The sequence below is a fragment of the Pseudactinotalea terrae genome, assembly GCF_009733845.1.
Classification (GTDB): domain Bacteria; phylum Actinomycetota; class Actinomycetes; order Actinomycetales; family Beutenbergiaceae; genus Pseudactinotalea; species Pseudactinotalea terrae.
The window spans coordinates 1,028,753-1,053,122 of record NZ_WNXZ01000001.1; the positions used below are offsets into that span (position 1 = coordinate 1,028,753).

22 protein-coding genes, 34 tRNA genes and 1 other RNA gene are annotated in these 24,370 nt (G+C 70.8%); 2 read left to right on the forward strand and 55 right to left on the reverse strand.

What is annotated here, in order from left to right; translation table 11 throughout:
- Positions 1 to 48: 48 nt before the first annotated feature.
- From GPA03_RS04740 to GPA03_RS23130, 42 genes are all read right to left on the reverse strand, one after another.
- Positions 49 to 124 (reverse strand) — tRNA-Gly (locus tag GPA03_RS04740).
- Positions 125 to 152: 28 nt separating this feature from the next.
- A tRNA-Cys gene (locus GPA03_RS04745) sits at positions 153 to 224 on the reverse strand.
- 37 nt (positions 225 to 261) lie between these two features.
- Positions 262 to 588: a hypothetical protein gene (locus tag GPA03_RS04750; protein WP_156250793.1), complete on the reverse strand. Its 327-nt coding sequence runs from the start codon at positions 586 to 588 to the stop codon at positions 262 to 264.
- A 108-nt stretch (positions 589 to 696) separates the two neighbouring features.
- Positions 697 to 775, reverse strand: a tRNA-His gene (locus GPA03_RS04755).
- A gap of 2 nt (positions 776 to 777) precedes the next feature.
- Positions 778 to 849 (reverse strand) — tRNA-Val (locus tag GPA03_RS04760).
- Between the two features lie 44 nt (positions 850 to 893).
- Positions 894 to 965: transfer RNA gene (locus GPA03_RS04765), tRNA-Gln, on the reverse strand.
- Entirely contained in the window at positions 951 to 1,142 is a 192-nt protein-coding gene (locus tag GPA03_RS04770; RefSeq protein WP_156250794.1) for a hypothetical protein, read from the reverse strand. Before GPA03_RS04770 ends, GPA03_RS04765 begins: the two co-directional genes overlap by 15 nt.
- A gap of 10 nt (positions 1,143 to 1,152) precedes the next feature.
- Positions 1,153 to 1,225, reverse strand: a tRNA-Val gene (locus GPA03_RS04775).
- Between the two features lie 25 nt (positions 1,226 to 1,250).
- A tRNA-Gly gene (locus GPA03_RS04780) sits at positions 1,251 to 1,323 on the reverse strand.
- A 47-nt stretch (positions 1,324 to 1,370) separates the two neighbouring features.
- Positions 1,371 to 1,446: transfer RNA gene (locus GPA03_RS04785), tRNA-Gly, on the reverse strand.
- 136 nt (positions 1,447 to 1,582) lie between these two features.
- Positions 1,583 to 1,667: transfer RNA gene (locus tag GPA03_RS04790), tRNA-Ser, on the reverse strand.
- Positions 1,668 to 1,694: 27 nt separating this feature from the next.
- Positions 1,695 to 1,769 (reverse strand) — tRNA-Asn (locus GPA03_RS04795).
- Positions 1,770 to 1,800: 31 nt separating this feature from the next.
- Positions 1,801 to 1,873: transfer RNA gene (locus GPA03_RS04800), tRNA-Thr, on the reverse strand.
- Between the two features lie 6 nt (positions 1,874 to 1,879).
- Positions 1,880 to 1,952 (reverse strand) — tRNA-Pro (locus tag GPA03_RS04805).
- Between the two features lie 22 nt (positions 1,953 to 1,974).
- Positions 1,975 to 2,328: a transfer-messenger RNA gene (ssrA, locus tag GPA03_RS04810) on the reverse strand.
- Positions 2,329 to 2,360: 32 nt separating this feature from the next.
- Positions 2,361 to 2,433, reverse strand: a tRNA-Ala gene (locus tag GPA03_RS04815).
- Positions 2,434 to 2,533: 100 nt separating this feature from the next.
- Positions 2,534 to 2,606 (reverse strand) — tRNA-Ala (locus GPA03_RS04820).
- A 32-nt stretch (positions 2,607 to 2,638) separates the two neighbouring features.
- Positions 2,639 to 2,714: transfer RNA gene (locus tag GPA03_RS04825), tRNA-OTHER, on the reverse strand.
- Positions 2,715 to 2,912: 198 nt separating this feature from the next.
- Positions 2,913 to 2,998: transfer RNA gene (locus GPA03_RS04830), tRNA-Ser, on the reverse strand.
- A 148-nt stretch (positions 2,999 to 3,146) separates the two neighbouring features.
- A tRNA-Ser gene (locus GPA03_RS04835) sits at positions 3,147 to 3,231 on the reverse strand.
- Between the two features lie 28 nt (positions 3,232 to 3,259).
- A tRNA-Leu gene (locus GPA03_RS04840) sits at positions 3,260 to 3,333 on the reverse strand.
- A 112-nt stretch (positions 3,334 to 3,445) separates the two neighbouring features.
- Positions 3,446 to 3,530: transfer RNA gene (locus GPA03_RS04845), tRNA-Leu, on the reverse strand.
- Between the two features lie 24 nt (positions 3,531 to 3,554).
- Positions 3,555 to 3,626 (reverse strand) — tRNA-Phe (locus tag GPA03_RS04850).
- A 2-nt stretch (positions 3,627 to 3,628) separates the two neighbouring features.
- A tRNA-Thr gene (locus GPA03_RS04855) sits at positions 3,629 to 3,701 on the reverse strand.
- A 22-nt stretch (positions 3,702 to 3,723) separates the two neighbouring features.
- Positions 3,724 to 3,797, reverse strand: a tRNA-Thr gene (locus GPA03_RS04860).
- Between the two features lie 27 nt (positions 3,798 to 3,824).
- Positions 3,825 to 3,908, reverse strand: a tRNA-Leu gene (locus GPA03_RS04865).
- Positions 3,909 to 3,941: 33 nt separating this feature from the next.
- Positions 3,942 to 4,014 (reverse strand) — tRNA-Arg (locus tag GPA03_RS04870).
- Between the two features lie 3 nt (positions 4,015 to 4,017).
- Positions 4,018 to 4,093, reverse strand: a tRNA-Arg gene (locus GPA03_RS04875).
- A gap of 8 nt (positions 4,094 to 4,101) precedes the next feature.
- Positions 4,102 to 4,410 (reverse strand): hypothetical protein, encoded by a 309-nt coding sequence (locus GPA03_RS04880; protein ID WP_156250795.1) that lies wholly within the window; start codon positions 4,408 to 4,410, stop codon positions 4,102 to 4,104.
- A 29-nt stretch (positions 4,411 to 4,439) separates the two neighbouring features.
- Positions 4,440 to 4,513 (reverse strand) — tRNA-Glu (locus GPA03_RS04885).
- A gap of 213 nt (positions 4,514 to 4,726) precedes the next feature.
- Positions 4,727 to 4,797 (reverse strand) — tRNA-Glu (locus GPA03_RS04890).
- A 41-nt stretch (positions 4,798 to 4,838) separates the two neighbouring features.
- A tRNA-Ile gene (locus GPA03_RS04895) sits at positions 4,839 to 4,912 on the reverse strand.
- 69 nt (positions 4,913 to 4,981) lie between these two features.
- Positions 4,982 to 5,054: transfer RNA gene (locus GPA03_RS04900), tRNA-Asp, on the reverse strand.
- Between the two features lie 29 nt (positions 5,055 to 5,083).
- Positions 5,084 to 5,158 (reverse strand) — tRNA-Ile (locus tag GPA03_RS04905).
- Between the two features lie 100 nt (positions 5,159 to 5,258).
- Positions 5,259 to 5,334, reverse strand: a tRNA-Arg gene (locus tag GPA03_RS04910).
- 235 nt (positions 5,335 to 5,569) lie between these two features.
- Positions 5,570 to 5,645: transfer RNA gene (locus tag GPA03_RS04915), tRNA-Lys, on the reverse strand.
- 1 nt (position 5,646) lies between these two features.
- A tRNA-Tyr gene (locus tag GPA03_RS04920) sits at positions 5,647 to 5,732 on the reverse strand.
- A gap of 316 nt (positions 5,733 to 6,048) precedes the next feature.
- A tRNA-Trp gene (locus tag GPA03_RS04925) sits at positions 6,049 to 6,121 on the reverse strand.
- Between the two features lie 120 nt (positions 6,122 to 6,241).
- The gene (locus GPA03_RS04930; RefSeq protein WP_156250796.1) at positions 6,242 to 6,385 is read right to left on the reverse strand and encodes a hypothetical protein; all 144 of its coding nucleotides are present in this window, start codon (positions 6,383 to 6,385) and stop codon (positions 6,242 to 6,244) included.
- Between the two features lie 235 nt (positions 6,386 to 6,620).
- Complete coding sequence (locus tag GPA03_RS04935) at positions 6,621 to 7,127, reverse strand: hypothetical protein (RefSeq protein WP_156250797.1); 507 nt, start codon at positions 7,125 to 7,127, stop codon at positions 6,621 to 6,623.
- Positions 7,128 to 7,189: 62 nt separating this feature from the next.
- The gene (locus GPA03_RS04940; RefSeq protein WP_156250798.1) at positions 7,190 to 7,837 is read right to left on the reverse strand and encodes a hypothetical protein; all 648 of its coding nucleotides are present in this window, start codon (positions 7,835 to 7,837) and stop codon (positions 7,190 to 7,192) included.
- Complete coding sequence (locus GPA03_RS23130) at positions 7,837 to 9,684, reverse strand: M23 family metallopeptidase (RefSeq protein ID WP_156250799.1); 1,848 nt, start codon at positions 9,682 to 9,684, stop codon at positions 7,837 to 7,839. Before GPA03_RS23130 ends, GPA03_RS04940 begins: the two co-directional genes overlap by 1 nt.
- 126 nt (positions 9,685 to 9,810) lie before the next feature.
- On the opposite strand from GPA03_RS23130, the gene GPA03_RS04950 reads away from it, so the two are divergent.
- Positions 9,811 to 10,806, forward strand: a complete 996-nt coding sequence (locus GPA03_RS04950; protein ID WP_156250800.1) for a restriction endonuclease — start codon at positions 9,811 to 9,813, stop codon at positions 10,804 to 10,806.
- Between the two features lie 36 nt (positions 10,807 to 10,842).
- Here GPA03_RS04950 and GPA03_RS04955 read toward each other — a convergent pair whose 3' ends face one another.
- The 10 genes from GPA03_RS04955 to GPA03_RS05000 form a co-directional block, all read right to left on the reverse strand.
- Positions 10,843 to 11,451 carry a hypothetical protein gene (locus GPA03_RS04955; RefSeq protein ID WP_156250801.1) on the reverse strand — a complete coding sequence of 203 codons (609 nt, stop codon included), beginning with the start codon at positions 11,449 to 11,451 and terminating at the stop codon, positions 10,843 to 10,845.
- A gap of 10 nt (positions 11,452 to 11,461) precedes the next feature.
- On the reverse strand, positions 11,462 to 12,082 hold the full coding sequence (locus tag GPA03_RS04960) for a hypothetical protein (RefSeq protein ID WP_156250802.1): 621 nt from the start codon (positions 12,080 to 12,082) through the stop codon (positions 11,462 to 11,464).
- A 266-nt stretch (positions 12,083 to 12,348) separates the two neighbouring features.
- Entirely contained in the window at positions 12,349 to 12,975 is a 627-nt protein-coding gene (locus tag GPA03_RS04965) for a hypothetical protein (RefSeq protein WP_156250803.1), read from the reverse strand.
- Positions 12,976 to 13,093: 118 nt separating this feature from the next.
- The gene (locus tag GPA03_RS22985) at positions 13,094 to 15,763 is read right to left on the reverse strand and encodes a prepilin-type N-terminal cleavage/methylation domain-containing protein (protein WP_156250804.1); all 2,670 of its coding nucleotides are present in this window, start codon (positions 15,761 to 15,763) and stop codon (positions 13,094 to 13,096) included.
- Positions 15,764 to 15,843: 80 nt separating this feature from the next.
- Positions 15,844 to 16,482, reverse strand: coding sequence for a hypothetical protein (locus tag GPA03_RS04975; protein ID WP_156250805.1), 639 nt, complete (start codon positions 16,480 to 16,482; stop codon positions 15,844 to 15,846).
- Between the two features lie 62 nt (positions 16,483 to 16,544).
- The gene (locus GPA03_RS04980) at positions 16,545 to 19,550 is read right to left on the reverse strand and encodes a hypothetical protein (protein WP_156250806.1); all 3,006 of its coding nucleotides are present in this window, start codon (positions 19,548 to 19,550) and stop codon (positions 16,545 to 16,547) included.
- The gene (locus tag GPA03_RS04985; protein WP_156250807.1) at positions 19,544 to 20,038 is read right to left on the reverse strand and encodes a hypothetical protein; all 495 of its coding nucleotides are present in this window, start codon (positions 20,036 to 20,038) and stop codon (positions 19,544 to 19,546) included. The genes GPA03_RS04980 and GPA03_RS04985 overlap by 7 nt, the downstream gene beginning before the upstream one ends.
- Positions 20,039 to 20,107: 69 nt before the next feature.
- Positions 20,108 to 20,407: a hypothetical protein gene (locus GPA03_RS04990; RefSeq protein WP_156250808.1), complete on the reverse strand. Its 300-nt coding sequence runs from the start codon at positions 20,405 to 20,407 to the stop codon at positions 20,108 to 20,110.
- A gap of 192 nt (positions 20,408 to 20,599) precedes the next feature.
- Complete coding sequence (locus tag GPA03_RS04995) at positions 20,600 to 21,589, reverse strand: hypothetical protein (RefSeq protein ID WP_156250809.1); 990 nt, start codon at positions 21,587 to 21,589, stop codon at positions 20,600 to 20,602.
- Positions 21,590 to 21,634: 45 nt separating this feature from the next.
- Positions 21,635 to 22,255 carry a hypothetical protein gene (locus GPA03_RS05000; protein ID WP_156250810.1) on the reverse strand — a complete coding sequence of 207 codons (621 nt, stop codon included), beginning with the start codon at positions 22,253 to 22,255 and terminating at the stop codon, positions 21,635 to 21,637.
- Positions 22,256 to 22,467: 212 nt separating this feature from the next.
- Between GPA03_RS05000 and GPA03_RS05005 the strand changes: the two genes are divergently transcribed.
- Positions 22,468 to 22,731 carry a helix-turn-helix transcriptional regulator gene (locus GPA03_RS05005; protein WP_162458259.1) on the forward strand — a complete coding sequence of 88 codons (264 nt, stop codon included), beginning with the start codon at positions 22,468 to 22,470 and terminating at the stop codon, positions 22,729 to 22,731.
- Between the two features lie 41 nt (positions 22,732 to 22,772).
- Here GPA03_RS05005 and GPA03_RS05010 read toward each other — a convergent pair whose 3' ends face one another.
- From GPA03_RS05010 to GPA03_RS05020, 3 genes are read right to left on the reverse strand one after another with little or no spacing between them, the layout of a single operon-like run.
- The gene (locus GPA03_RS05010; protein ID WP_156250812.1) at positions 22,773 to 23,216 is read right to left on the reverse strand and encodes a hypothetical protein; all 444 of its coding nucleotides are present in this window, start codon (positions 23,214 to 23,216) and stop codon (positions 22,773 to 22,775) included.
- A complete protein-coding gene (locus GPA03_RS05015; RefSeq protein WP_156250813.1) occupies positions 23,213 to 23,839 on the reverse strand; it encodes an HNH endonuclease family protein in 627 nt (208 codons plus the stop codon). Before GPA03_RS05015 ends, GPA03_RS05010 begins: the two co-directional genes overlap by 4 nt.
- Complete coding sequence (locus tag GPA03_RS05020; protein ID WP_156250814.1) at positions 23,836 to 24,315, reverse strand: hypothetical protein; 480 nt, start codon at positions 24,313 to 24,315, stop codon at positions 23,836 to 23,838. The genes GPA03_RS05015 and GPA03_RS05020 overlap by 4 nt, the downstream gene beginning before the upstream one ends.
- Positions 24,316 to 24,370 lie beyond the last annotated feature (55 nt).

A 24,370-nucleotide genomic window follows, 5' to 3' on the forward strand; every position in this document is an offset into this window, starting at 1 on the left:
GCGCGCGGGGTGCGCTCGCTCTTCATGATGTGCGGCGCTGCGGCCGCGTGGAGCGGATGGCGGGAGTCGAACCCGCGCCCGTCCGGGTGGAAGCCGGATGCTCGGCCTGCTGAGCTTCATCCGCGAGGCGGCACCGCTGCGGTGCCGCTCAGACGTACTGGCGGGACTCGAACCCGCGTCTCCGGTTTTGCAGACCGGCGCCTCGACCACTCGGCCACAGCACGCAGCGGTCCGGCCACAGGTCGCGGCCGGACCGGTGTGTCAGTCGACGCCGCAGCCCTCGCACAGGCAGAAGATCAGCGGGTCGGGCATGACGTCGGCGAGCACCGGCCCGGTGGTGCGGTACTCGCGTGCGGCCGCACGCAGGCGGTCGCGGACAGCGGCGCGCCGCTCGATGACGGCAGAACCGCGGCGGGTCCACGGCTGGGAGGACGCCCAGCGGGCGACCACACCCGGGCAGCCGACCTGGTCGCAGCTGATGCTGCCGACACGGGGAACCCAGTGGCCGTAGCGGTGGGGAACGAGCGTGCCGGGGTCGGCGCGCTGCTGCTCGACGTGAGCCGGGACGTGTGCGTGAGTGCGGGACATGATGGCCCGTCTCCTTCTGCACACCGGTGGCGGCGGGATGCCGCACGGGGTGTCGGTGCGCGTCTACCTCATGGCGACCGCCTCCTCTCGGGTCGTGCAGCGGGCAAGTGGGGTGTCCGACGGGATTTGAACCCGCGACCTCCTGGACCACAACCAGGCGCTCTTCACCAGACCGAGCTCCGGACACAGTGCACGCGGCAGGGATCGAACCTGCGGCCGCCCGCGTGTGAAACGGGTGCTCTACCGCTGAGCTACACGTGCGTGGACGGCTGACGCGCCGCCGGGCGACCCGCGAACGGGCAACGCTCCCCACCCAGGACTCGAACCTGGACTACCCGGGCCAGAACCGGGCGGGCTGCCAACTACCCCAGCGAGGATCGATCGACCAGGACGTGCATCAGACGCCACCCCTCGGGGACGGCGGCCTGCACCTGCTCGAGCGCAAGCTCGTAGCTCTCCGCCGTCGCGGACACCTGGTCGGTGCGCCGGTCGGGAGCCGGGCCCGTGTCGTCGGGCGGGATGGTCTCGATCCGGGCGTTGATGGTCACGGGCATGCCGTGATCGTAGAGGCGGAGGGACTCGAACCCCCGACCACCTGCGCGTCATGCAGGTGCGCTACCAGCTGCGCCACACCTCCTCGGCGACGCGTGCGCGTCGCGCCGAGCGGACGGCGGGGATCGAACCCGCGACCTGCCGGTTGGGAACCGGCCGCTCTGCCTGCTGAGCTACGTCCACGCCGGGGCGCACCGGGTGCGTCCCGCGCCCGTGACGTGGGCGAGCCGTGGAGCGGATGACGGGGATCGAACCCGCGACCTTCTCGTTGGCAACGAGACGCTCTACCTGCTGAGCTACATCCACAGGTGCCTCAGGGTGATCCCTCGCGCTGAGACGCCGCGTCCCGCCTGTCCCGGTGGTCTGCCGGGGAAGTTCGGGACCACCATCGCCCTGGACCGCGGCACGAGGTCCGCAGCGGAAACGAGAGGGTGGAGGTGAGCGGAGAGTCAGGGATTCGAACCCTGGTGGCTGTGACACCGCGACGCGTTCCAGGCGTGCCCGATAGACCTCTCTGGCAACTCTCCATCAGCCCGTCACGTGGGCCAGCCGTGCTCCCCGACCAGGGCTCGAACCTGGGACGGACAGTGGGTAACAACCACCCGCTCTGCCAACTGAGCTACCGGGGAAGGTGCGCGATCGCAGCTCGCGCGGGCTGTGAGCCTCCTGCCGGAGTCGAACCGGCGACGCGCCGCTTACAGGGCGGCCGCTCTGACCTCTGAGCTAAGGAGGCGCTGCGTCCGGATGGCGGGGCTCGAACCCGCGACCTCCCGCTCCCAAAGCGGGCGCGCTTCCAGCTGCGCCACATCCGGTCGGCGTGATTTTCCGGGTCCTGAGTGGAGGTGGCGGGAGTCGAACCCGCGTCTCAGACACGAACTGACAGAAGGGGATCCCTACGAGCGTTGCCTGGCCAGGTACCGCGACGTCGCGAGGGCCAGGGCCGACGTCGTGGGTGCCGCGCGGAAGTGTCCCGGACCTCCCCGAGCGTGACGCGGGAGGAACGGCGAGCCCTGCTGCGACGCCCACATGACCGAGGCAGGGCCTCCCGGTCGGGGCGCTCGTCACGCGACGAGAGCGAAGTCGGACTTGGCGACTATTCCGTGCGGCGCATGATTTACGAGGTGACGTCGCGTGCCTCGGCTCGACTCGTTCTGCCATCGGCTGCCTGATCGAAACCATGACACCCCCGATGGGTACTGCTCGAGCACCGGAGTGCTCCGTGGACCTGGCGGGACTCGAACCCGCGACCCCCTCCATGCCATGGAGGTGCGCTACCAGCTGCGCTACAAGCCCGCGCCTGGCTGACCAACACACGGCTTCACCCCGTCGGGTGCCCGCACCGACCCGTCGGTCGTGCTGTGAGCCGCGCCCGGGCTCGAACCGGGACCAGCAGTGGAGTCACGGGGACTCGAACCCCGAACCTTGTGCTTGCAAAGCACCTGCGCTACCAGTTGCGCCATGACCCCGGATGCTGGTGTCGGTCCGGCCGCGCGCCGGCCAAGGAGAGCGGGACTCGAACCCGCCGTCGCCTGACCCCAAGGGGGCAGGTGCACACGCCCGTGTGCTGTCTCCCGTTCCGCTCGGAACCTCGGCCGGTCCCGACACCTGCTGATCGTCGGCGGGCTGCAGTCCCACCGGCTTCGAACCTCATGAGCGTCGCTGGTTCGCTTCGCTTCCGGCTTCATGTGGCCGGCTCGCCCGGCTACCGTTTCGGCCGGGTCTCTCGCTCATCTGCTTCATGTGCGGCACGAGCTCGTTTCGTGCACGCAGCGCGGAGGGTGCGGGATTCGAACCCGCGTGAGACTTACGCCTCTGCCGCTTAGCAGGCGGCCGCCATCGTCCTCTCGGCCAACCCTCCATCGACACATGCCGCCAGCCCAGGTGACGTCCCCCGGGCTGACGGCGAGCCCGTGCACCGACGGAAGGGCGCCGCTACCGGTCCGTCCGGGCGGCGCTTTGCTCCTCATCGGTGTCATGGGCTGCTGGCGCGTGCCGTGCGCCAGACGCGGAAGGTGAGGGAGTCGAACCCCCGTGGCTGTGACGCCGCACCGTTTTCGAAACGGGCCCGATAGGCCTCTCTGGCAACCTTCCATGCTGTGCCGCGATCGCGCGGCGCGCGTACCCCCGGGAGGACTCGAACCTCCACTGAACGGGACTTGAATCCGCTGCCTCTGCCGGCTGGGCTACGGGGGCGTGTTGCGCGGCAGGTGCGGCTCGGCCTGATAGGAAGTGGCCGTCGTGCTCCGCACCTTCGATCCGCCTCGCGCGGTGCACCATCGCGCGGGCGGTGACGTTGACCGCGTCGTACCCTCGGCCGGACTTGAACCGGCACGCTCGCTGGGGAGCACCAGCTCCTCAAGCTGGCGTGTCTGCCATTCCACCACGAGGGCGAGTGCGCGCCGGGGCGCGCTGCGTGGGACCGAGCGGGATCGAACCGCTGCCTGTCGGGCTTCAACCGACTGCTCTGCCTGCTGAGCTACAGTCCCGGAGCCACCACCGGGAATCGAACCCGGGACCTCACCCGTACCAGGGGTGCGCTCTTCCAGCTGAGCTACGGCGGCGTGATGGGTGCTGGTGCGCCGGAGCCCTCCCGGGGATTCGAACCCCGCACCTCCCGTTTACGAGACGGGCGCTCGAACCGGCCGAGCTCGGAGGGCGTGCTGCTCGCCGATCGGGCGAGCTCGTACTCTCTGCGGGACTTGAACCCGCACGCCCGCGAAGGGCACCAGGACCTGAGCCTGGCGTGTCTGCCATTCCACCAAGAGAGCTTGTGCGCGACTCGCGTCGTCGCGCTGACGGTGTGCCTCCGGCAGGGCTCGAACCTGCGGCCTTCCGCTCCGGAGGCGGACGCTCTGTCCTCTGAGCTACGGGGGCTCGTGGTGCCTTCGGCAGGGATCGAACCTGCGGCCCTCCGCTCCGTAGGCGGATGCTCTGTCCTCTGAGCTACGAAGGCGCCGGCCGTCACTGCCGCAGCAGGACGGCCTGGTCGCGGGCCTGCTCGACGAGCAGGAACGGTGCGCCGGCCTTCTCGACCGCGGCGCGCACTCGCGCCCCGACGGTCTCGTTGGCGTTGACGAGCACGACGTGCTCGACCTGGCGGCTGGTCAGGACCTCCACGGCAGCCGCGGCGGCGACCGGGGAGATCGACTCGGCGTCGGTGGCGTTGACGGCGACCTGGACGGTGCCGGCCCGCACCGAGCGGGACACGAGGTCACACGCGCTGCGCGGCGACCCCAGGGACTGTGGCAGCGAGAACGCGGCTGCTCGCATGGCGTGCTCCTTCCTCTGGTTGGTTTGGGTACCCCCAGCGGGACTCGAACCCGCGTCCTCCGATGTGAAAGATCGGCGTCCATGGCCTCTAGACCGTGGGGGCGTGGCCCGCGTTGCCGCAGCAGCACCGGCTGCGGCCCGCGCGGGCGCGGTGGGCACTCGAGACCGACGAGTGCATGGCTTTGCGGACCATGTCGACGCCCTGGGCGTCAGCCTTGCGGCGCCGCCGCACAGCGGGGTGCTCGCCGGTTGACCGGGCTGGCAGGGGCCACCGGTCGTGCTGTTCGGGCTGTGTGCGTCCCGTCCCTGCGTTGCGTACCCCGCAAGGGGATCGAACCCTTGCCGTCCGACTGAGAATCGGAGGTGCTGCCACTACACCAGCGGGGCGTGCGGCCCGGCGAGCCGTGTCGGCTGGCGCCAGGTGTGCGTCGGCTCGGGAGGATTCGAACCTCCTACCTCGTCTGTATCAGAGACGCGCCCATACCGGATGGGCCTCAAGCCGGGGTGCTCGTACGCTCCCGTCCTGCTGCGCTACGAGCCACTGGGCGCCGCGGGTTGCGGCGCCGGTGCGCGATCCTGGCCGGTTTCGATCCGGCTACCTCCACCGTGACAGGGTGACGCTCTCCCGATTGAGCTACAGGACCAAGTCGCGCCCGGGGTGACCCCGGGCACGTGGTTGCGGCGGCGGGACTCGAACCCGCGCACGCTGGCTTATGAGACCAGGGCTCTACCACTGAGCTACGCCGCTAGGACGGCCCGGTCAGGGGCACGGACTGCGATCCGCCGCGAGCACGTGTCGCAGCATGCGCCCGCGTCAGCACCTCCGCGGTACTGGACCTGACCCGACCTGGTGCCCCGCGCTGGATTCGAACCAGCGGCACGCCGCGTAGGAGGCGGCTGCTCTGTCCTCTGAGCTAGCAGGGCGATGCTGTTCGGCTGCGGCCCGCCCCGAGGACTCGAACCTCGCGTCGGCACACCGTCCTGGGTGCGCAGCCTCCGCCGAACCTGTCACCGGCGAGTCCCTGTGCGGGCGTTCCATCGTCGCGGGAGTCGAACCTGCGCGGCGAGCCGTGCTCACCTCACCTCATCCGAGGCCGGCCTGCGAGAGGTGCTCGCCCACCGGGTGCACGATCGCGAGCCTTGCTTCCCGCTTCGTGCGTGGTGCCTCGCCTGGGATTCGAACCCAGAGCCCATCGAGTAAGAGTCGATTGCACAGCCAGTCGTGCTCGCGAGGCGTGGTGGGAGCGGCAGGATTCGAACCTGCGGAGTCCGGAGACGGCTGATTTACAGTCAGCTGCGATTGGCCGCTACGCGACACTCCCAAGAGGCACGGACCCGACACCGGCCATGCCCTTGCGGGACGACCGGGGACGCTCGAACGCGGAGCCCCGGCGCGCGTGGCGCCGGCTCCGTGCCATGTGGGGCCACCGACCCTCCCAGGGTTGGCGCGTCCGGCAGTCGCACTCCCCCGCGTCGTGCGGGTTCCTCATGCGACGGGTCGCCGGACGCACCGCCTGCGAGGCGGTGGCCTACTTCTCATCCACTGTGCTGTTCTCAAATGAGCACCCGGAGGTGCTCTGCATGTCCACCGAGGCCCACCCCGACTGGTATCGGGGTCGTCCACCAAGGGGAGCTACGCACGGGCGGAGGGGTTCGAACCCCCGTTTGACGGGTTGGAGCCGTCTGCACTAGGCCGCTGTACTACGCCCGCTCGATGTTCTGTTGTCCTGCCGGTCCTGCTGGTAGTGCCTGATGTGCGGCACCGGGTCCTGATACGACGAAAGCCGCCCCGTTGGAGTTCGGAGCGGCCTGTGCTGGTGCGGTGCTGAGGTCAGATGACCCCTGCTCCGCGCCTGGCCGCCGCCGACTCCGTACCCAGCCACTGGTGACGCGGGTACAGGAAGGAGGCTTCGGGCTTCGAGACGTTCATGGGCATGACGGTGTTGCGACGGGTCGCGGTGATATTCGCGTCCATCAAGGTCACCTCCATGCTCAGGGTTGTCTGTCGTGTGTGCCTAGTGTCGTACATCCGTGCGGGATAGTCCAGCATTTACCCGCCTTGCGGCGTGTCGTTGTGCTGCTGGTGTCGTACACCGCGCCTGCTGCTAGTACATGTGCTGCGGGAGGTGTTCGCCCTACGGCGGCTACCTGCCCACACCACCTATATGTGCGGCACCGGCCGCGACCGTGCAAGGTGTTTTCGTCAGCGCTCAGCTGGCGAGGCGAACCCCGGACAGTGCCTGCTCGGCCAGCCGGGTGCGGTGCTCGAGCTCGGTGCGCCAGGCGTCGGCGAGGGCGTCGGCGTAGCCGCGGAAGTCGTACCCGAGGTAGCCGTCCTCGTCGTGGCGGTCGGCCTCGTTCCAGCCGGCGAAGTCCTCCAGATCGACGTCGAGCTTGGTCTCCTCCTCCAGGAGCTCACCGGCCCGCTCGTCGCCGTAGTCCTCGTCCTCGAACCACACCCACCGCTCAGCAGCGGTGCGGATGCCGTCCCAGACCTGCTCCGCGTCGGGCAGCTCACCCAGCACCTCCATCGCCTTGGCCTTGGCGGTGGCCGTGTCGGTCTCGCCCATCTGCGTGGTCGTCACCAGGTCGCTGGCGAGCTCGTACAGCTTGAGGGAGGTGGGGCCGTCCTGGAGCCGGACCGGGGTCTCCAGGCGGGTCACCGTCGCGAACCGGCCGTCGGTGTGGCGGGGCTGGGTGATGGGTGTGAGGGTCATGCCTGGTAGATGTGCGGGTCCTCACCTGCTCCCCGCGCTCCGGGCGGGGTGATGACGGGATGTCAGGGCGCCTCGACCGAGGTGATCTCCCACCCGCTGGGGGTGCTCAGCGACGGTCCGACGGTCAGGTACATGTCCATGCGGAAGTTCTCGAACCGGACCAGGACCCGGCCGGTGGTCTCACCGGTGTAGACCAGCAGCACCTCATCGACCACGGTCGAGGTGAACGTCGCCTGGGTGTAGGGGTCGGCGTAGGCCTCGGCGAGCCGGTCGGACAGGTACGGGGCGATGGCCTGATGCCACTGCTCGTGGGGGCGGTCGACGTCGGCCAGCTCAGCGGCGAACCCTTCCACCACCGGCATCCACTGCTCGGTGGTGTCCTCGGCGTGCTCGTGGTTGTCGAGCTCGCGCACGGGGCCCTCGTGCTCGGCCTCGACCCAGACCGACTCCGGCAGGTACTCCTCGGCGTCACCGTCACCGGAGGCCTCCAGGTCACGTTCCTCCAACGGGTCCTGCGTCGGCTCCACGCTCGGGTCGGTCGTGGGGTCAGGCTCGACCGGGGTGACCACCACCGGTTCGGTGACACCGGGGTCGGTCGGGGTCGGGTCCGGGTCGAGGTCGTCCCGGCCGCCGATCGTGACCGCGACGACCACCCCTGCGGTGACGGCGAGGGCGGCGACCGCCGCGACGACCTTGGTTCGCTGCTGCATCACATGACTCCGCGGGCTTGCAGGAATGGGACCGGGTCGACGACCGACCCGTTGATCTCCACCTCGAAGTGCAGGTGGGGGCCGGTGACCCGGCCGGTGGCGCCGACCAGGCCGATGAGCTCACCGGCCTGCACCTGCTGACCGACGGTGGTCTGGTACTGGGACAGGTGCAGGTAGTGGGTGATCAGGCCGTTGCCGTGGTCGACGAAGATGGTCTGCCCGCCGGTGCCCCACAGCCCGACCTTGGTGACCGTGCCGGCCGCCGCGGCGTAGACCGGTGCGCCGGTCGGTGCGGCCAGGTCGATACCGGCGTGCATCTTGCCCAGCTCACCGGTCACCGGGTGGGTACGCGGCCCGAACGGGGAGGTCAGCTTGGCGCCGGGGTCCATCGGGAACGCCCACCCACCAACGACGTCACCACCGGGGTCGCCGCCGTCGGGGTTGTACCCGGTGCCGGCGGTGCCGTGAACCGAGACGTGCACGTGGTCCAGGTGCATGTTGGTCGGGTCGGTGGCACCGGAGGGGTGGGAGTAGGCCTCCCACTGCCCCGTGCTGGCCAGCCAGACCCGGGCGTCCCAGATGACGTACTTGACGCCGAAGGCGGCAGCGTTGTCGATGGCGAACTGGGCCCACTCGTCCCCGGTGGTGGATGTGGTGCGCCAGTCGGGGACCATGAGGTCGATGGCGCGCCCGTTGGGGTGGTCGGACTTGGGGTTCGCGGCCCGGTTGCCGACGCCGAGGATGTTGCCGGTGGCGATGCCGAACTGGGCTGCGGCGCAGCGGGCGAAGTTGAGCGCGTCGGGGGTCAGGCCCTGCTCGACGGTGTTCGGCTCGAGCGGGACGCACTCGAAGGAGGCGTCGGTGCAGCCGCCGACGGTGGGTCCGCCGGTGATGGCGGAGACGATCTGGCGGGCCTTGGTCTCATGCTTGGCGTAGGCGTCCGGGAACCCGGAACGCTGCACCTTCTGGGCGGCCACGGTCACCGGCATCTGCTCCCAGCCGGTGACGGTGACCAGGACGTCGTAGAACTTCCCGGAGGAGTAGACCGGGTCCATGATCTGGTCGACGGTCCCCCACCCCTGGGAGGTCCGCTGCTGGAACAGGCCGACGGAGTCACGGTCGCCGTAGTCGATGTTGCGCAGGCCGGACTCCTGCATGGCGGTGGCGATCGCGACGACGTAGGCGTACTCGGGCAGCTGCCGGTCCTGGCCGACCTGGACGATGACGCGGGCGTTGTCCCACTGCTCGTCGGTCAGCAGGTCGGCGGGCGCGTCGGCGGGAGGTGGGGCGAGGTTGGCGCTGCACTGGTCCTGGTCGCTGGGAACGGTGCGGGAGTGCTCGTCCTCGTCGACCAGGGCGCCGGCCAGCTGGGTGAGCGTGACCGACCAGATGACGATGACGGTGAGCAGGGTGAGCAGCGCTCCACCGGCGAAGAACTTGAACGCTCGCTGGCCGGTGCGGGAGCGGGCGACCTTGCCGACGACGGCGCCGGCGACCTTCCCGGCGACGGGCGTGGCGACTGCGGTGGCGGCTGCGGTGGCGGCGACCTCGAGCCCGCCGGCGACGGCGGCCTGGGCCTTCTCACCCTTGGTGGCGTTGGGGTCGGTGAGGGTGGCGGCTGCGGTGGCGGCACCGCCGAGGGTCTTCTTGCCCGCGAGGGAGGCCGCGGCACCCGCAGTGGTGGCCCCGGTGGCGGCGGCGTTGCGGGCGCGGTGCGCGGGCGGCGGGGCTACCTGCCCGGCAGCTGGCGAGCTGGTCTCGGTGCGGGGAGCGCGGGCCGGCTGCGGCGGCGTGCTGGGGCCCGGGTCGTCGCCGGTGCGGCGGCGGGGCGTGGGGACGTCGCTCATACCGGTCAACATGCGCCGGAACCGAAACCGCCTCCCCCGACCGGCAGCGGTGCGCGAGCTCGACGGCGACCATGTCGTACCCGGCGGCTAGCATGCGCTGACGCCCCTGTTCGAAGGACCCTCATCGTGCCCACGCCACCAAAGCCCCTGGGTCAGCTGCAGCAGGATGCCGCGGAGTCGCTCGGTTGGCTGAATCCCGACTGCGCGCAGTCCGGGCCAGGCCCTGAGCTCGACCAGCAGCTCGACGCACTCATCGCGCCAGCGGTGCCGCGGCACGTGCAGGTCCGCGACGAACCCACCCCGATCGAGCGGTACGCGATGATCGGGGCCAGCGTGCTGCTGGGGATCTGGTGCGGTGTCGTCGTCGTGGGGATCGGCCCGGGGTGGCTCGAGAGCATCCAGGTGCTCGTACCGATCCTGATGAGCGTGGTGATCTATTACGGCCTGTTGCGCCACATCTATCCCCGGCGGCTGGTCTGGCAGCAGTCACCGCAGTACCTGGCTGCCCGCCGCGAGCAGTGGAAACACGTCCTACGCGGCGCCAGCACTCGTCGGATGCAGCTCGAGGAGGAGGCTCGACAGGCCGCCAAGGTTGAGGCAGAGCAACGGCGGGCGCGGGACGCCGAGCAGCAGCGCGAACGTGAAGCCGCCCTGCGCGCTGCTGGCAAGCTCACCGGCGGTGAGAGGTGGACACCCCTGGTCCCGCTCCCGCGCCCAGGTGCGATCGCCAACGCGACTGTCCCGCACCAGATGGCGGAGGAGATCGCCAGCGAGTGGCTGATGTGGCTCGGACGTCCGCGGGCGTTCGCGACCACCCCCACACGGGATGGCGGCATCGACGTCGAGGCCGACGGCATTGTCGCGCAGGTCAAGTGGCAGGCGAAGCCCGTTCCACCCGCCCACGTCCAACAGATATACGGTGTGGCGCACCTGCGTGGCGACAAGGCCGCGTTCTTCGCAGGGCCCGCTGGTTACAGCGCGGCCGCCCGGCAGGTCGCCGACCAAGCCGGCGTGCTGCTGTTCGTGATGGATGACATCGACGGCACCTTGCGAGGCGCCACGAAGGCATCCCGGCAGGCACTGATCGACGGCCTCGCAGACCTCGGCGGGGCCCGCCGGTAGTCAGCACCACGACAGGCAAAGAGCAGGCGTCTCGGCTCAGTCGGTCAGATCCACGATCGTGGTGCCGGGGTTGGCGGCGGCGTGCGCCTGCGCGGCCGCGAGCACCTCACCCTTGGCGCCCCTGACAGTGAACTTGCCGGTCGCGGCGCTGCCGACTGCGACGTAACCGGTAATCTCCGCCGAGTTGCCGGTCACCTCGGCGAACCCGATGATCGCGATGACCTGGGTGCCGGCGTCGTCATGGGCGTCCAGCACGTCCCCCAGCAGACCCAGGTGCTCGGCGTGCTGGGTCGCGTTCTGCGGCATGCCCTCCACCGTCTCGACCTCGGCGATGAGCTCCTCGGGGAGCGTGGCGTCGGGGTCGACGACGATGCCGTTGCCATCACCATTCGGGGAGACGTAGACCGTCACGCCAGCCTCGCGGGCAGCGTCGATCTGGTCCGCCGGAACGAGGTCGCCGGGCTCGGTGGGGATGACGACCTCGGGGGTAGCCGGCTCGGTCGGCTCCGGAGCTGCGGGCTCGGGCTGTGTGCTGTTCGTTGTCGCAGTGGGCTCCGGTGGCGCATCGGCACTGCTGCACGATGAGACCCCGAGCACGGCAGTCAGGCACAGCGCTGCAGCGGTCACCCTGCTTGCGGTGGTCACGATGCGCTCCTCAGTCGGTCAGGTCGACGATCGTGGTGCCAGGGTTGGCAGCCGCGTATGCCTGCGCCGCGGCGAGAACCTCAGCCTTACCACCGGAGGCGTCGAAGGTGCCGGTCGCCGCGCTGCCAATCGCGCTGTAACCAATGATCTCTGCGGAACTACCCGTCACATTCGCCATCGCGGCGATCGCGATGAGCTTGGTACCAGCATCGTCGTGCGCGTAGAGGATCTCCGTGAGCAAGCCGAGCTGCTCGGCGAGATGCCCAGCGTCGGTCGGGACACCCTCGACAGTCTCGACCTCGTTGATGAGCTCCTCGGGGAGCGTGGCGTCAGGGTCGACGACGATGCCGTTGCCGTCGCCCGTAGGCGAGACGTAGAGCGCGACGCCAGCGTCACGTGCCTGCTCGACGAGCTCGGGTGCCACTACCGCACCCGCCTCGCTCGGGATGACCACCTCTGGTGTCGGCTCCTGGGTGGGCTCGGGGGTCTCGGTTGCTTCCGCGGATGGTGCGGCCTGCGGGACAGCTGATGTGGTCGGGTCCGGTTCCTGGGTGGTGCTGCTGCACGCGGAGGCTGCCAGCAGGGCGGTCAGGCACACGACTGCAGCGGTGGCTTTGCGTGTGGTGCTCATGGTGCTCTCCTTGGGTTCCGTTCAAGAGGTGACATCGACGACGGGCGCACCCTGGTAAGCGACCGTGGACGCCGTGTGCTGCTTCTTGGCGCCTGAATGTGCGGCACGAGGAGAGTTCCGGGCTGCCGCTGGGCAGGCGATTTCGCCCCTCAGCGGGCCGATTCGGGTGCACGTTTCCGTGTCCCTGCCGCACATCTGAAAGACATGCAAAACAGCACGAACCCCTCCCCCAGGAAGGGCCCAGGGAAGGGGTTCGGCGGTCCGGCTCAGTCGGTCAGGTCGACGATTGTGGTGCCAGGGTTGGCAGCCGCGTACGCCTCGGCAGCAGCGAGCGCCTCAGCCTTGGTGTCGCCAGTAGCCTGGAACATCCCGGTGGCCTCCGTGCCCACCGCGTTGTAGCCGATGATCTCTGCGGAAGAGCTCGTGACATTCGCCATTGCGGCAATCGCGATGACCTTGGTCCCGGCCTCGTTGTGCGCCGTCAAGATGTCGTCCAGAGAACCGAGCTGCTCAGCGAGATGCCCAGCGTCGGTCGGGATGCCTTCGACAGTCTCGACCTCAGCGATGAGCTCCTCGGGGAGCTCAGCGTCGGGGTCGACGACGATGCCGCTGCCGTCGCCCGTCGGGGACACGTAGACCGCCACGCCTGCCTCTCGGGCTGCGTCGATCTGGTCTGCCGGGACGATGTCGCCGGGCTCGGTGGGGATGACGACCTCGGGAGTGGCGGGCTCGGTCGGTGCCGGGGTCGTCGGGTCCGCGGCCGGCTCGGTGGTCGGCTCGACCGTCGCCGTGGGGCTGCTGGGCGGCTCCGGGTCCGGCGAGCTGGAGCATGCCGCCAGAGTCGCGGCGACTGCGAGACCGAGGACCGTGGCGATGGTCTTCTTGGCGTTCATCTTCTTCTCCTTGCGCTTCGGCTGGAAGCCCTTCTCCCTGCCGGTGCGCCTAAATGTGCGGCACATGGCCGAAACTCGACCACCAGTTCCATTCTGACCCGCTTCGGCGGGGGCGCGGTCACACGCCACCGGAACCGCCCATGCTCCAGCGAGCCGCGACCAGGTACTCGCCCCAGTACATGTTGTTGAAGGAGAAGTAGATGGGGTGGCTGCGGTAGAACATGCAGGACAGGTTGCCCTCGCTGATCGAGCCGCTCAAGAGCGAGCCGTAGTCAGCCGCGAAGGAGCCTGACGACGGGCTACCGGTGTAGAAGCCCGAGCCGGGCTGGGTGCCTGCCGCGTTGAGCAGCGAGGCCACCGCGCCGTTACTCCGGTACAGGGCGCAGCTCCCGTTCGGGATGCCGCCGCTGGAGCCGGTGTTCGGGCTCAGCATGGTCAGCACGGACGCGCCACAAGAGCTGGAGGCGCTGTCGGAGGCGGTGTTGAAGCCGTCGGTGTTGGTGTGGGTGATGGTGGCGGTGGCGCTGTAGTAGCCGCCGGAGTAGACCGACAGCGCGGTGCGCGACAGGGTGCCGTTGGAGCTCCACCTCACCGTGGTCGGGGCGTAGGTGTCATCGGCCCATGCCGAGCAGGTGGGGGCGGGGGCCGGGGTGACGGTCAGGTCCTTGGTACTGACGCTGCCGGAGTGGGACACGTGGTTGACGCCGTCGCTGTTGCGGGCGGTGATGGCGAAGCCGGTGTTGTCGCGCAGCGGCTCCCAGGTGCCAGTCACGCCGTTGACGGGGTTGAGCCCTTCCAGGGTGATGGTGCGGGTGGTGCCTTCGGTCGCGGTGGCGGTGACGCTGACGGCCTTGGTGGTGGAGGAGGTGGCGCTGATGCGGATCGCCAGGGTGCGGGTGCTGGAGGAGCAGGTCGCGTTGTCCGACCAGCCGCCGTTGACGGGCGAGCCGTTCCGGTTCGCGACCGTGAAGGTGTGGGTGGTGCCGTGGCGGAGCCGGTCGATCGGCCAGGTCACCATGTTGTTGTCGCCGAGCCCGCCGACGGTGTTGCCGACGGCGGCGGTGCCGCCGTTGACCCGGGTGGAGGTGTACGTCGAGGGCATCGAGGGGCGCGCCACGGTGACCGTGCCGGAACGGGTCGAACCGGTCATGACGGCGGTGCAGGTGGGCACGTGCGGGCGCTGCAGGACAGTGCGGACGCTCGACCATGGAGAGCACCCGACCGCGTTGCAGGTGCGGATCTGGTAGTGGCGGTACTGGCCGGCGACGGCGGCCTGGGTGAGGGCGTGGGCGCGGGCGGTGGTGCCGCGGGCGGTCTCGGCGCCGGACCAGACGTTCTGGTTGGTCGGCCAGGTGCCGGGTGCGGTGCCGGTGCCGGGGGCGACGCGGGCGACCCAGCCGCGGTCGCGGTGGCCGTCCTTGCTGGTGGGTCCGTTGCCGGTCCAGGAGGGGTTGACGGCCCAGGTCAGGGTGTTGGACCAGTTGCTGTTGGGGGTGACGGTCAGGGTCGGTGCGAGCGGGCTGGTGAAGGCGCCGGCAGCGGCGGTGACGGTGGAGATGCGGCGGGCGGCGGTGGTGGCGCCGCCGGGCATGGTGAGGGTGTCGGCGGTCCCGAGGGCTACCTGGTAGGACTGGAACGCCTCGGTGCAGGTGGCGGCGCGGGTGGCGCACCGCTCCCACCGGTTGATGGGCACGACACGGTAGGTGTGGGTGTGGCCGCGGCCGGTGGGGTCGGTCCAGGTGGTCCCGGTCAGGGAGGTCTGGTAGAGGGTGCCGTCGCGGTACAGGTCGTAGGCGACGGCGCCGGTGGCGGCGGGCCAGGACAGGCGGATGCTGGCGTCCTGTCCGGTGGCGGTCAGGGTGACGGGTGCGGGCCGGATTCCGGTGGCGACCTGGTTGCTGGTGGGGCCGGGCCGGTTGTCGGTGAGGGTGGCGCGCAGGAGGTAGCGGGCGGTGTGACCGGCGGGCAGCCCGGTGTCGGTGTAGGTGAGCTGGGTGCCGGGCAGGGTGATGAGCGCCGCCCAGGACCCGTTGGCGGTGCCGCCTTCGGGGTAGGCGATGCGGAACACGGTCCAGGTCTGGGTGAGCTCGGTGGTGGGGTCCTGCCAGGTGAGGACCGGCTGGTTGACGCCTTCGTGGGCGGTGGTGACGTCCAGGAGCGGGGCGAGGGCGTCGCCGACGACGCCGTCGCCGGAGGTGCCGGTGCGCTGGGCGAGGGCGGCTCCGGAGGTGACGGTGCGGGGGTCGGCGTCCTCGGGGTAGGACGGGGTGGCGGTCAGCTGCCAGGTGACACGGGCGACCTCGTCGGCGGGGACCGGGACGGTCAGCGGGGTGGAGGTGGAGGAGCGGGCGAAGTAGGCGAACGGTTCGGTCTCGGTGAACCGGTCGACGACGTCGAGGGTGGCGCGTTCGCCGCCGGTGTCGGCGCAGGCGGGTTCGGCGGCGGCGGTGTCGGCCTGGGTGAAGGTGACTCGTTCGACGTTCAGGGTGGCGTCGTCGGTGACGGTCCAGGTGGTGAGCACGCAGGCGGAGTCGCGCAGGACCTCGAGCTGGAGGGTGTCGGGTGTGGCGTCCAAGATGCGGCGGGCGTCCTGGACGTCGCGCTGCAGCTGGGAGGAGGCGGACTCGAGGTCGCTCATGGTCTGCGCGGAGGCCTGGGAGCTGTGCATGAGCCGGCCGGTGAAGGAGACCAGGGTGGTGCCGATGAGCACGACGGCGGCCAGGATGACCATGGCGACCAGCAGCTCGGGCAGGGTGATGCCGTGCTGGTTGCGGAGCTTGTGGAGCACCGGGTCCTCCGTGGTTGAGGTTGTGTGGGCGGCGTGTGCCGCTGCACCTCAACATGCGCCGGAAATCGGTGCGGTCCGGATCAGGGCTGTGCGGGGTCCTCGGGTTCGGTCTGCCGGACGAGCTGGTCGAGCTTCTCAGCGATGAAGATGACGTGCTCGGCGGTCTGGTCGCGCCAGACGGCGTCGTCGAGCTGGTCGACCCGGTAGGCGTCCAGGAGCGCTCCGATGGGGACACCGTCGGGGTCGGCGCCGGCGATCTCGATGCGGGTCTCTTCGACTGCCTGGGTGATGCCGGGCAGCCATTCTTCGGACCGGCGGGCCTGCCAGCGCATGCGGTGGACGCGGGCGAGGTCGCGCGCGATGGTGGGGTCGATGTCGATGGGGTGGGCGTCCTCGTACCGGGCTTGCAGCTCCTGGTAGGCGGCGCTCCACCTCTCGTACTCGGGGTTGAGCTCCTCGGGGCGGCCGCGGCGGCTCTTGAGGTGCATGGCCGGCGGGTCGTTGTCGGCGATCCAGGCCTGGTAGTGCGCGACCGAGGTCTCGTAGGCGTACTGCACGTAGCCGATCTGCATCTGCCGGATGACGGTGTCGGGCACCCGGCAGTTCATCCAGAATGCGACGAGCTGGTCGTAGGAGCGGGCCGGCGGCGGGAACTCGAAGGTGCCGTCAGCGTTGTAGGTCGCGTCGTCGGCGGGGGCGGCGATGGGATCCAGGCTCACCTCAGCCTCCGATCGCTTGAAGGGAGCGAACTCCCCGTTGGGCTGGCGCGGCGGCTCGTACATCACTGACCTCCGGTCGGCAGGGCCGGTCGACGGTTCGCAGCGGGTGCTGCGGGACGCGGAGTCGCGGTGCGGGCACCGGCGACCTTCGGGGTGGCGCGGACGCTGTTCTTGGCACCCGGCGATGCTACGCCAGGGGCACGGGAGGGGGCCCGGCGGGTCGGGGCGGTGCGCCGCTCGACGGCGGTCCGGGTGCCGGAGCGCAGGACGCCGGCACGCTGGACGCCGCCCGGTGCGGCCTTGGCAGCCTCCGCAGGGGCGCCGCGCTCGGCCGCCTTGCGCTCGGTGGCCTTGCGCTCGGCGGCCTCCTTGGCGGCCACCTCGACCTGGCGGCGCTCCTGGTGGTTCTCGATGAGGCGGCGGCGGTCGGCGCGAGCCTTGTGCGCCTGGCTGAGCCCGGTGACACCCGCGACCGCGGCCAGCCCGGCACCGCCGGTGGCGACCGTGACCAGGGCCAGGCCACCGACCGCGCCCGCCGTGCGCAGCGAGCTCACGACTGGCTTCTCGGCGAACTGCTCGCGCACGCTCTGCAGCCGGGCCGAGAACGCCTCCCGGGCATCACCGATCGCACGGGTGTGGGGCTTGTCACCGTAGCCGCGGCGCGTCGCGTTGTCCGCGAGCTGCTGCTCACGGTCGGTGGCGGCCTGCGCGCGTCGCTGCGCCCGGGTGGCGGGCTGGGCGTCGGCGGGGGCCTGCAGCTCCTCGGGCGTGGGGCCCTCGCCGGACGTCTTGGCACCCTCGACGCGGGTGGGCTCCCCCGCCCGCGCACGACCACGCGGGGCGCCGCCCTCAGCGGAGGCAGCGGCAGCCGAGCCGGTCGCGCGACCGGAGCGGCCACCCTCGGCGGGCGTCAGTCGTCCGCTACGGGCAGCCAGAGCACCCGCGGCAGCAGCGCCACCGGCCACGCCCAGGGCACCGGCGGCTGCGGCCGACCCGACCCCGGAACCGGTCCGCTTGACCGGGGCGCCGCCGAGACGACCACCGGTGGTGCGGCGCAGCATCTCGCTACCGGCGGCACGCGCACCCTGGCGGGCGAACCCGGTCGCGGCACGACCAGCGGCCTGGGCGCGGGAGCTGACAGCATCGGTGAAGGACCCACCGATGGCGCCGGAGTTGATGCGGTCACCCCAGGCCTTCGCGCCACGGACCGTCAGCGGCGAGGGCATCTTGAGGATCTTGGTGAACAGCAGGTGGATGGACAGCAGCGCCACCAGCGGTGCCGCCCCGGTCCACACGATCGCCATGATGGAGGACCCGCCGAACCAGTCGGTGGCGGCCTGCACCAGGAACCCGGTCACGACCGCGACCAGGGCCAGCAGCAGCGACAGGGCGAACGTGGCGAAGGCGATACCGATGAACGCCTTGGCGACCTTGGCGGCCGAGGAGTTGCCCTCCTGGCCGGGCAGCAGGTCCTTGAGCAGCAGCAGGAAGATGGCCAGCGCCATCACGACGGCGGCGACCTTGGCGATCAGGACGGCACCGGCCAGGACGAGGAAGACCAGCAGCACCGCCAGCGAGCTGGCGAAGTAGGCGATCACCATGACGGTGTTGCCGCCGGCGTTGGAACCGCCGCCGTGCAGCGAGAGCAGGAAGTCACGCGCCTCGGGTGCGGAGCGGGTGTCGTTGCGGGTGTCGGAGGCCTTGCCGGAGAACTCGAGGTTGTTGGTGTCGCCGGCGATCCAGCCGTTGGGTCCGGCGTCGGTGTAGTAGTCCTCGGCCCACCACTTGGCGCAGTCGTCGGCGCTGACGGCGCCACGGCCGCCGGAGCGGGTGATGTCCGACCAGTCACCGGCCACCGTCCAGGACCCGTTGCTGCCCAGGCGGCAGGCGCCCCAGGCGATGAGGGAACGGTCGCGGGACTCGACGTCGCCGCCGGTGCCCCAGGGTGCGGCGTTCAGGTTGGGGTTGGCGGCCCCGGAAATGGGGGTGCCGGCGCGGGTGGCGGCCTGGCTGGTCAGCATCATCTGCACGACCTCGGCCTGGCCGGCGCGTTCCTCGAGCAGGCGGCAGTACATGTAGTCGCCGTAGCTGTTGCTGGACCCGAACTGGGCGGTCTTCCAGACCTCCAGGCCGGTCTGCTCCCACATGCGGGAGAGCAGCATGGGGACCGAGGCCTCGAGCTTGTTCGCCAGGGCGTTGGTGCCGCCGGCGGACTGGGCGTACTGGGCGGCGAGCTCGGCGGTGTAGGCGTCGCAGGACAGGATGCCGGTCTGCCCGGTGTCGGTGTCGGGGGTGTAGGTGGTCATCTCGTTGCTCAGGGCCAGTGCGGGTGCGGAGGCCAGCGAGGAGACGATGCTGTTGGTCTTGGTGGCGAGCCAGCCGGGCGACATGAGGCCGGGGCGGTACTCGCCGCCGGAGACGGTGGAGGCGGTGGCGCCGGCGAACATGACGGTCAGCAGGGCGAGCACGATGCTGGCGCGGGCGATGTAGCGCCACGGGTTGGTCCGGCCGCGGGCGGCGCGCCAGAGCACCACGATGATGCCGATGCCGATGAGGGCGCCCAGGATTGCGGAGTCGGCGATGGCGGTGCCGAGCTTGGCGGCGATCTGGTCGACCTGCAGGCCGACGGACTTCATGAGGTCGAGGCTGACAGCCCAGGAGGTCAGGTTGGTGGACAGGCTCCACATCCAGTTGCCCATGGACATCCACATGGGGAAGGTGGCTTCGCGCTGCAGGCGGGTGGAGAGGTCCTCGAGGAACCCGTCGCCGGTGCGCAGGTGCAGCCCGGAGGCGGCCTGGGCCCACCGCTGGGCGGGCAGGTAGTTGCTGTTGGCGCTGATGCGGTCGTCGTAGCAGCCCATGGCGCGCTTGTCGGCTTCGGGCAGCTGCGGGTTGCTGCACATGTCGGCCGGGGCCTTGGCGACGATGACGGGTGCAGCGCTGATGGGGGCGGCGCTGACGGGCGTGCTGACGGGTGCGGCGGTGGCGGCGACGGCTGCCGGACCGGCCAGCAGCGCGGTCGCGACCGCTGCCGCGGCGAGGAACCTGCCGATGACGTGCTTCACCATGGGGTCCTGTCGTTGGTGGTCTGCGGCGCGCGCGGGGAGGCGTGGGGGGAGGCCGCGCGCGCCGCAGAGTCTGTGGGGTCCTCGTCTGCGCGAGGGCCGGGAACGGTGGATGCGGCCAGGACGTAGGCCTGCACCCGCAGCGGGTCGACGAGCTGACCGGCGACGAAGAAGTGACCGGCGTCGGAACGGACCTGGTCGTGACGGACCTGCACCCACAGCCGGGCGGGGTCCTGGGTGGAGCGCACCATCATGGCCGCGTAACCGGCGCCGCCGGTCACCAGGCCGAGCAGGATGCCGACCGCGTCCAGGAAGATCCAGCCGAGGGCGCTGCCGATGAGGAAGGCGCCGGCCGCGACGATGACGGCCTTCCAGGTGCGGGCCTTGGCCTCGAACCCTGCGAAGACCTGGACCCGGTTGTTCTGGACGCGCTTGCCGGTCAGACCGGTCAGCGTGAACACGCTCATCATGACGACCTCACCTCCCCTCACCTGTGCAACGTGCGCCGGACCACGTCACGTGCAGGCGCCGCCCGAGGGCGGACCGGCACGTGACGGGGGTCAGGACAGGCCGCGGATGATGTTGGCCAGGACGTTGACGACGATGTCGACCAGGCGCAGGATCAGCGGGATGAACAGGTTCGGCCCCGCGAGCACGGCGCCGGCGATGATGGTCCAGATGAGGGCCTTGGAGTTGGCTCCGCCGCCGCGGCGCTTGTCCCAGAGGAACTTGATGCCGGAACCGACGATGAGGAGCACACCGACGACGGCCAGGATCGTGAAGAGGGTGCCCACGCCGTTCGCGCCGGACAGCACGCCCCAGAACCGCTCCCAGGCGCCCAGGAGGTTGGATGTCTGCATGATGTTCCCTTCCTCCCCCACTCAGGGAAGTCAGTCGAGTGATGAGCCGGTGCTGAGCGCCGGTTGACGTTCAACATGCGCCGGAGCTGCTCCGGTACGGCTAGTACATGTGCGGGGCCGTTCGCCCTGACCGACGGGGGCCCGGCCGTGGTGGTTGGTCACCTCGACCGGGCCCCTGCCGGACTGGTCAGCTCAGCGGGTGGCCGCCCGCATGGCCTCCTTGTGGAGGTCCTCGGCGTAGGCGGAGTGGGCGACCAGGACCGCGACGATGTCGTCCTTGTCGTCGGGCGACAGGTCGGGCCCGAACGGGGCGAACAGCGCCGCGGTGGCGGGGGTGTCCTCGTTGCGGTTCCAGTCGCGCACGGCCTCGCGCACGCCGCCAGCCGAGGCCAGGGCGTCCTTGTGGGTCTTGGCGCTCTGGCGGGACAGGCTGTCGGCTGCGACGTCGGCGACGCCGGCGCTCTCGGCGATCGCGGTCCATGCGGAGCGGCGCGCCTCGGCCTTGCGGCCGTTGGTGGCGGCGATCAGGGCCTGCCCGAGGGCGGAGTCGGCGTCCACGGCGATGTCGTCGTCGCTGCTGCCCTGCTGCTCGGCGACGATGTCGCCCAGGGTCTGCTCACCGTCACCGATGGGCCGGTCCAGGGAGACGAACCGCATCTCGGCGAGCACGACGAAGTCCTTCGACGGCTTGTGCCGCTGGTCCTCCCAGGTGTCGCGGATCTCGGTGGCCAGGGCCTTGCGCTCCTGGCTGGAGGTCCTGCGGCCGAGCTCGTCCTCCAGCTCGGTGACGCGACGGTTGTAGATGCCCATGGCCTTGCGGTCCTCGGGGCGCAGCGTGCCGCGCAGCGCGATGGCGACGTGCCCGCTGGTGACCCGGTCGACGTAGGCGCGGGTGACCACGGTGCTGGCGTTGCGCTGGCGTGCCTGCAGCACGGTGGCCATGGTGTCCTGGGCGATGTCCTCGGGCGAGACGTAACGCAGGCCGCGGACCCGGCTGTGGTGACGGGCCGACATGAGGGCGACCTTGACCAGGCCCTCGGCGTCGAGCTCCTCGACGGGGGGCTTGGCGGTGGCCTCGGGGCGCTCGAGGAGGCTGACCGAGGTCTCGGTGCGCTGCTCGACGGCGAACTGTCCGCCGTCGCGAACTCCTCGGGCGACGCGCTTGCGTGGGGTGATCGTCATAGCCGGTAGATGTGCGGGCTGTTTCAGCCCTACCGGCGGGTCACCTCAGCGTGGCGTCAGCAAGGTGGTGGCGAGGTCGCAGTAGTCGCGCAGGATGGCGGGCACGTCGGCCTCGGTGAGGTCGGTGTCCAGCAGGTCGCGCAACGGGCCGAGGGTGCCGGGCAGCTGGCCGGCGCAGATGCGCACGAGCCGGGCACCGGCGCTGGCCTGGCCGTGGGCGGCGGCGATCTCGCCACTGAGGGCGTGCGCCTGCATGGAGCGGGCCAGGTCGATGAGGTGGGCGGGCAGGCTCTGCGGGCGGGTGATGACGTGCTCGGGCAGGGCGCCGGCGGTGCCGGTCAGCTGCGGGGTGAGCAGCTGCAGGGAGTCGGTGTCGGCGGCCAGGCGCAGCAGGGCGGCACCCACGCTTAGCACGTGGGCCAGGAAGGTGGACAGAAGGGTGTGCGGGCCGCCGGGTGGCCGCTCTTGCAGGAGCCGGGCCAGCAGGTTGAGGTTGGCACCGTCGAACAGTCGGCGCAGCGTGTCCTGGTCGGTGTGCTGGGCGTAGGGGCCGGCGACAAGGGCGCGGAGCACCGCTTCGGACAGACGGGCTCGTTCGTGGTCATCGGTCATGGTGCCGGCGACGAACCGGGTCACGGCGGCAGGCTCGAGGTGGACAGCCGTCAAAGAGGCTCCTGGGTCGGGTCGATGGTTCGAGGCGCGGGGTCGTTCTCGGGCCCACGCACCCGCCACACCTCCGAACACATGTTCGCATGACGGCGCAGCGGTGTCACCTCGGCCCACCGGGCGCACGTGGTGCCCGCGCTCTGGCGGCGGTGCGCGCGAACCGCGATGTCACGACACCATGAGAGTCCAAGATGTCACGGTATCATGACACCATGCGATCGATCCGGAACGCCGGCGAGCTCGGCGCCGCGCTGCGAGAACGTCGCCTACGGGCTGGCCTGACCCAGGCCCAGGTTGCCGAACGGGCCGAGGTCTCCCGCGCGTTCGTCACCGAGCTCGAACGGGGCCGCCGCCCCCGCGCAGAGCTGATGCGGGTCTTCATGGTCATGCGGGCCCTGGAAACCGGCCTCGAGCTGGTCGACGCCCCGACCAAGACGGCCGATCAGGCCCTCAGCGAGCTGCTCGGGTTCGCCTGAGCGGCACCGCTGCCCCACGGCCGGGGACGCTCTCGGGCACCTCAGTCCGTGGTCCGCTCCTCGATCAGTGGGGCGTTCGCGGCAGCGGCGAGGCTGTAGGCCACCGGCACCTGCAGCGGGTCGGGCACCACCTCCCACAGATCGAACCAACGTGCCTGGGCGTTCCCCTGCATGCCGGCGGCGGCGGCCGCGACCAGTCGCGCGCCGTGCTGCTCGCACCAGGTGGCCTCCGGGTCGCTGCGAAACGTCAACACCCCGGTGCCCGGGTCGACGCTCCACTGGCATCGGTCGATACGCACCGGCGCGGCGGCGACGGCCCGCAACCCGGTCAGCACCGACAACGCCAGCGCGACATGACGCACCACACCGGCAGGCTGAACGGTCAGGTCGACCGGCAACCCGGCGGCGGCGTCCACGGCAAGCAGCCGCACCGCAGGGTCGCTCCCGTAGCGGGCGTTGTCCTCCTCCCGGGGATCTCGACTCATGCGCATCCCTGCTGGACCTGCTCGGCGACCTCCCGGTCGGCCTGCGACAGCGTCAGCGCATAGGTCTGCGCGACCTGCACGTAGGTGGTCACGTACTCGCACAACGCCAGCCCGGACAGCTGCGGGGCGTACTCGGCCAGGGTGGCGTCGGACTTGGAGGCGTTCACCGACCCGGCCGCGGCCAGCAGGTTCACCTCGTCGTTGGCGAAGGCGACCCGCTGCTCATAGGTCCAGGCGTACGCGCCGGCGTCCCAGGCCTGCGCCAACGGCAGCACATGGTCGATCTGCACCTGCTGGCTGGTCGTGGTGCCGCGCTCGAACCTCACCCGCTGCCCGGTGTAGGGGTCCACCAGGACCCCGGAGATCACGACGCAGTCCGAGCCCGGCGCGTGCTGCACCTGGGTCAGGTCCCGGGCCAGCACCCGGTTGCGGGTGTCGCAGCCGTTGCTGCTGGCCCAGCCGTCGCCGAACTCCTCCCGCACGTAGTCGGGCACCGCGTCGGGGCGTACCTGCGTGCGGGTGAGCTCGGGAGCCGGCTCGGTGAACGCTGAGCTTCCCTGGACGTAGCCGAGCCCGGCGAGCACCACGACCGCCAGCCCGGCCAGCAGCCGGCGCCGGGTCACCCCTGCTCCCCCGGGTCGGTGTCCAGCACAGTGGCGGGCCTCGGGTCGGGCAGCAGTTTGGGCGCGGGGCGCGGTCCCCCGGCCGGGGCCTTGACCATGACACCGGTGCAGCCCAGGGTCAGCGGGCACTTGGACGGGACCGTGGTGCCGGAGGCGGCCGCCATCCAGGAGCCGCAGCCCCGGCAGGCGGCGATCGCGACGGCCTGCGCGTCTGGGCCCTCTCCGGTGAGCTTGACCCGCAGCACGTGCAGCACGTCGTCGTGCTCGGCCAGCAGCTCGACCTGCCACGGCTCGAGAAGCACGTTGCCCGGCAGGCCGGACAGGTCGCGGCCGAGCTCGGCCCAGGTGTGACGCTTGGCCCGCTTGATCAGGTACATGGCCAGGCTCGCCGCGGTCAGCAGACGGACAGTGGGGTCGGTGGCGACCTCCTCGGGGGTGAATCCGCCCTTGGGGTCGACGTAGAACGGTGCTGCCATGGCTGCCTTATGTGCGGCACCCGCCGCCGCCGCGACCCGACACCCGGACCGGGGT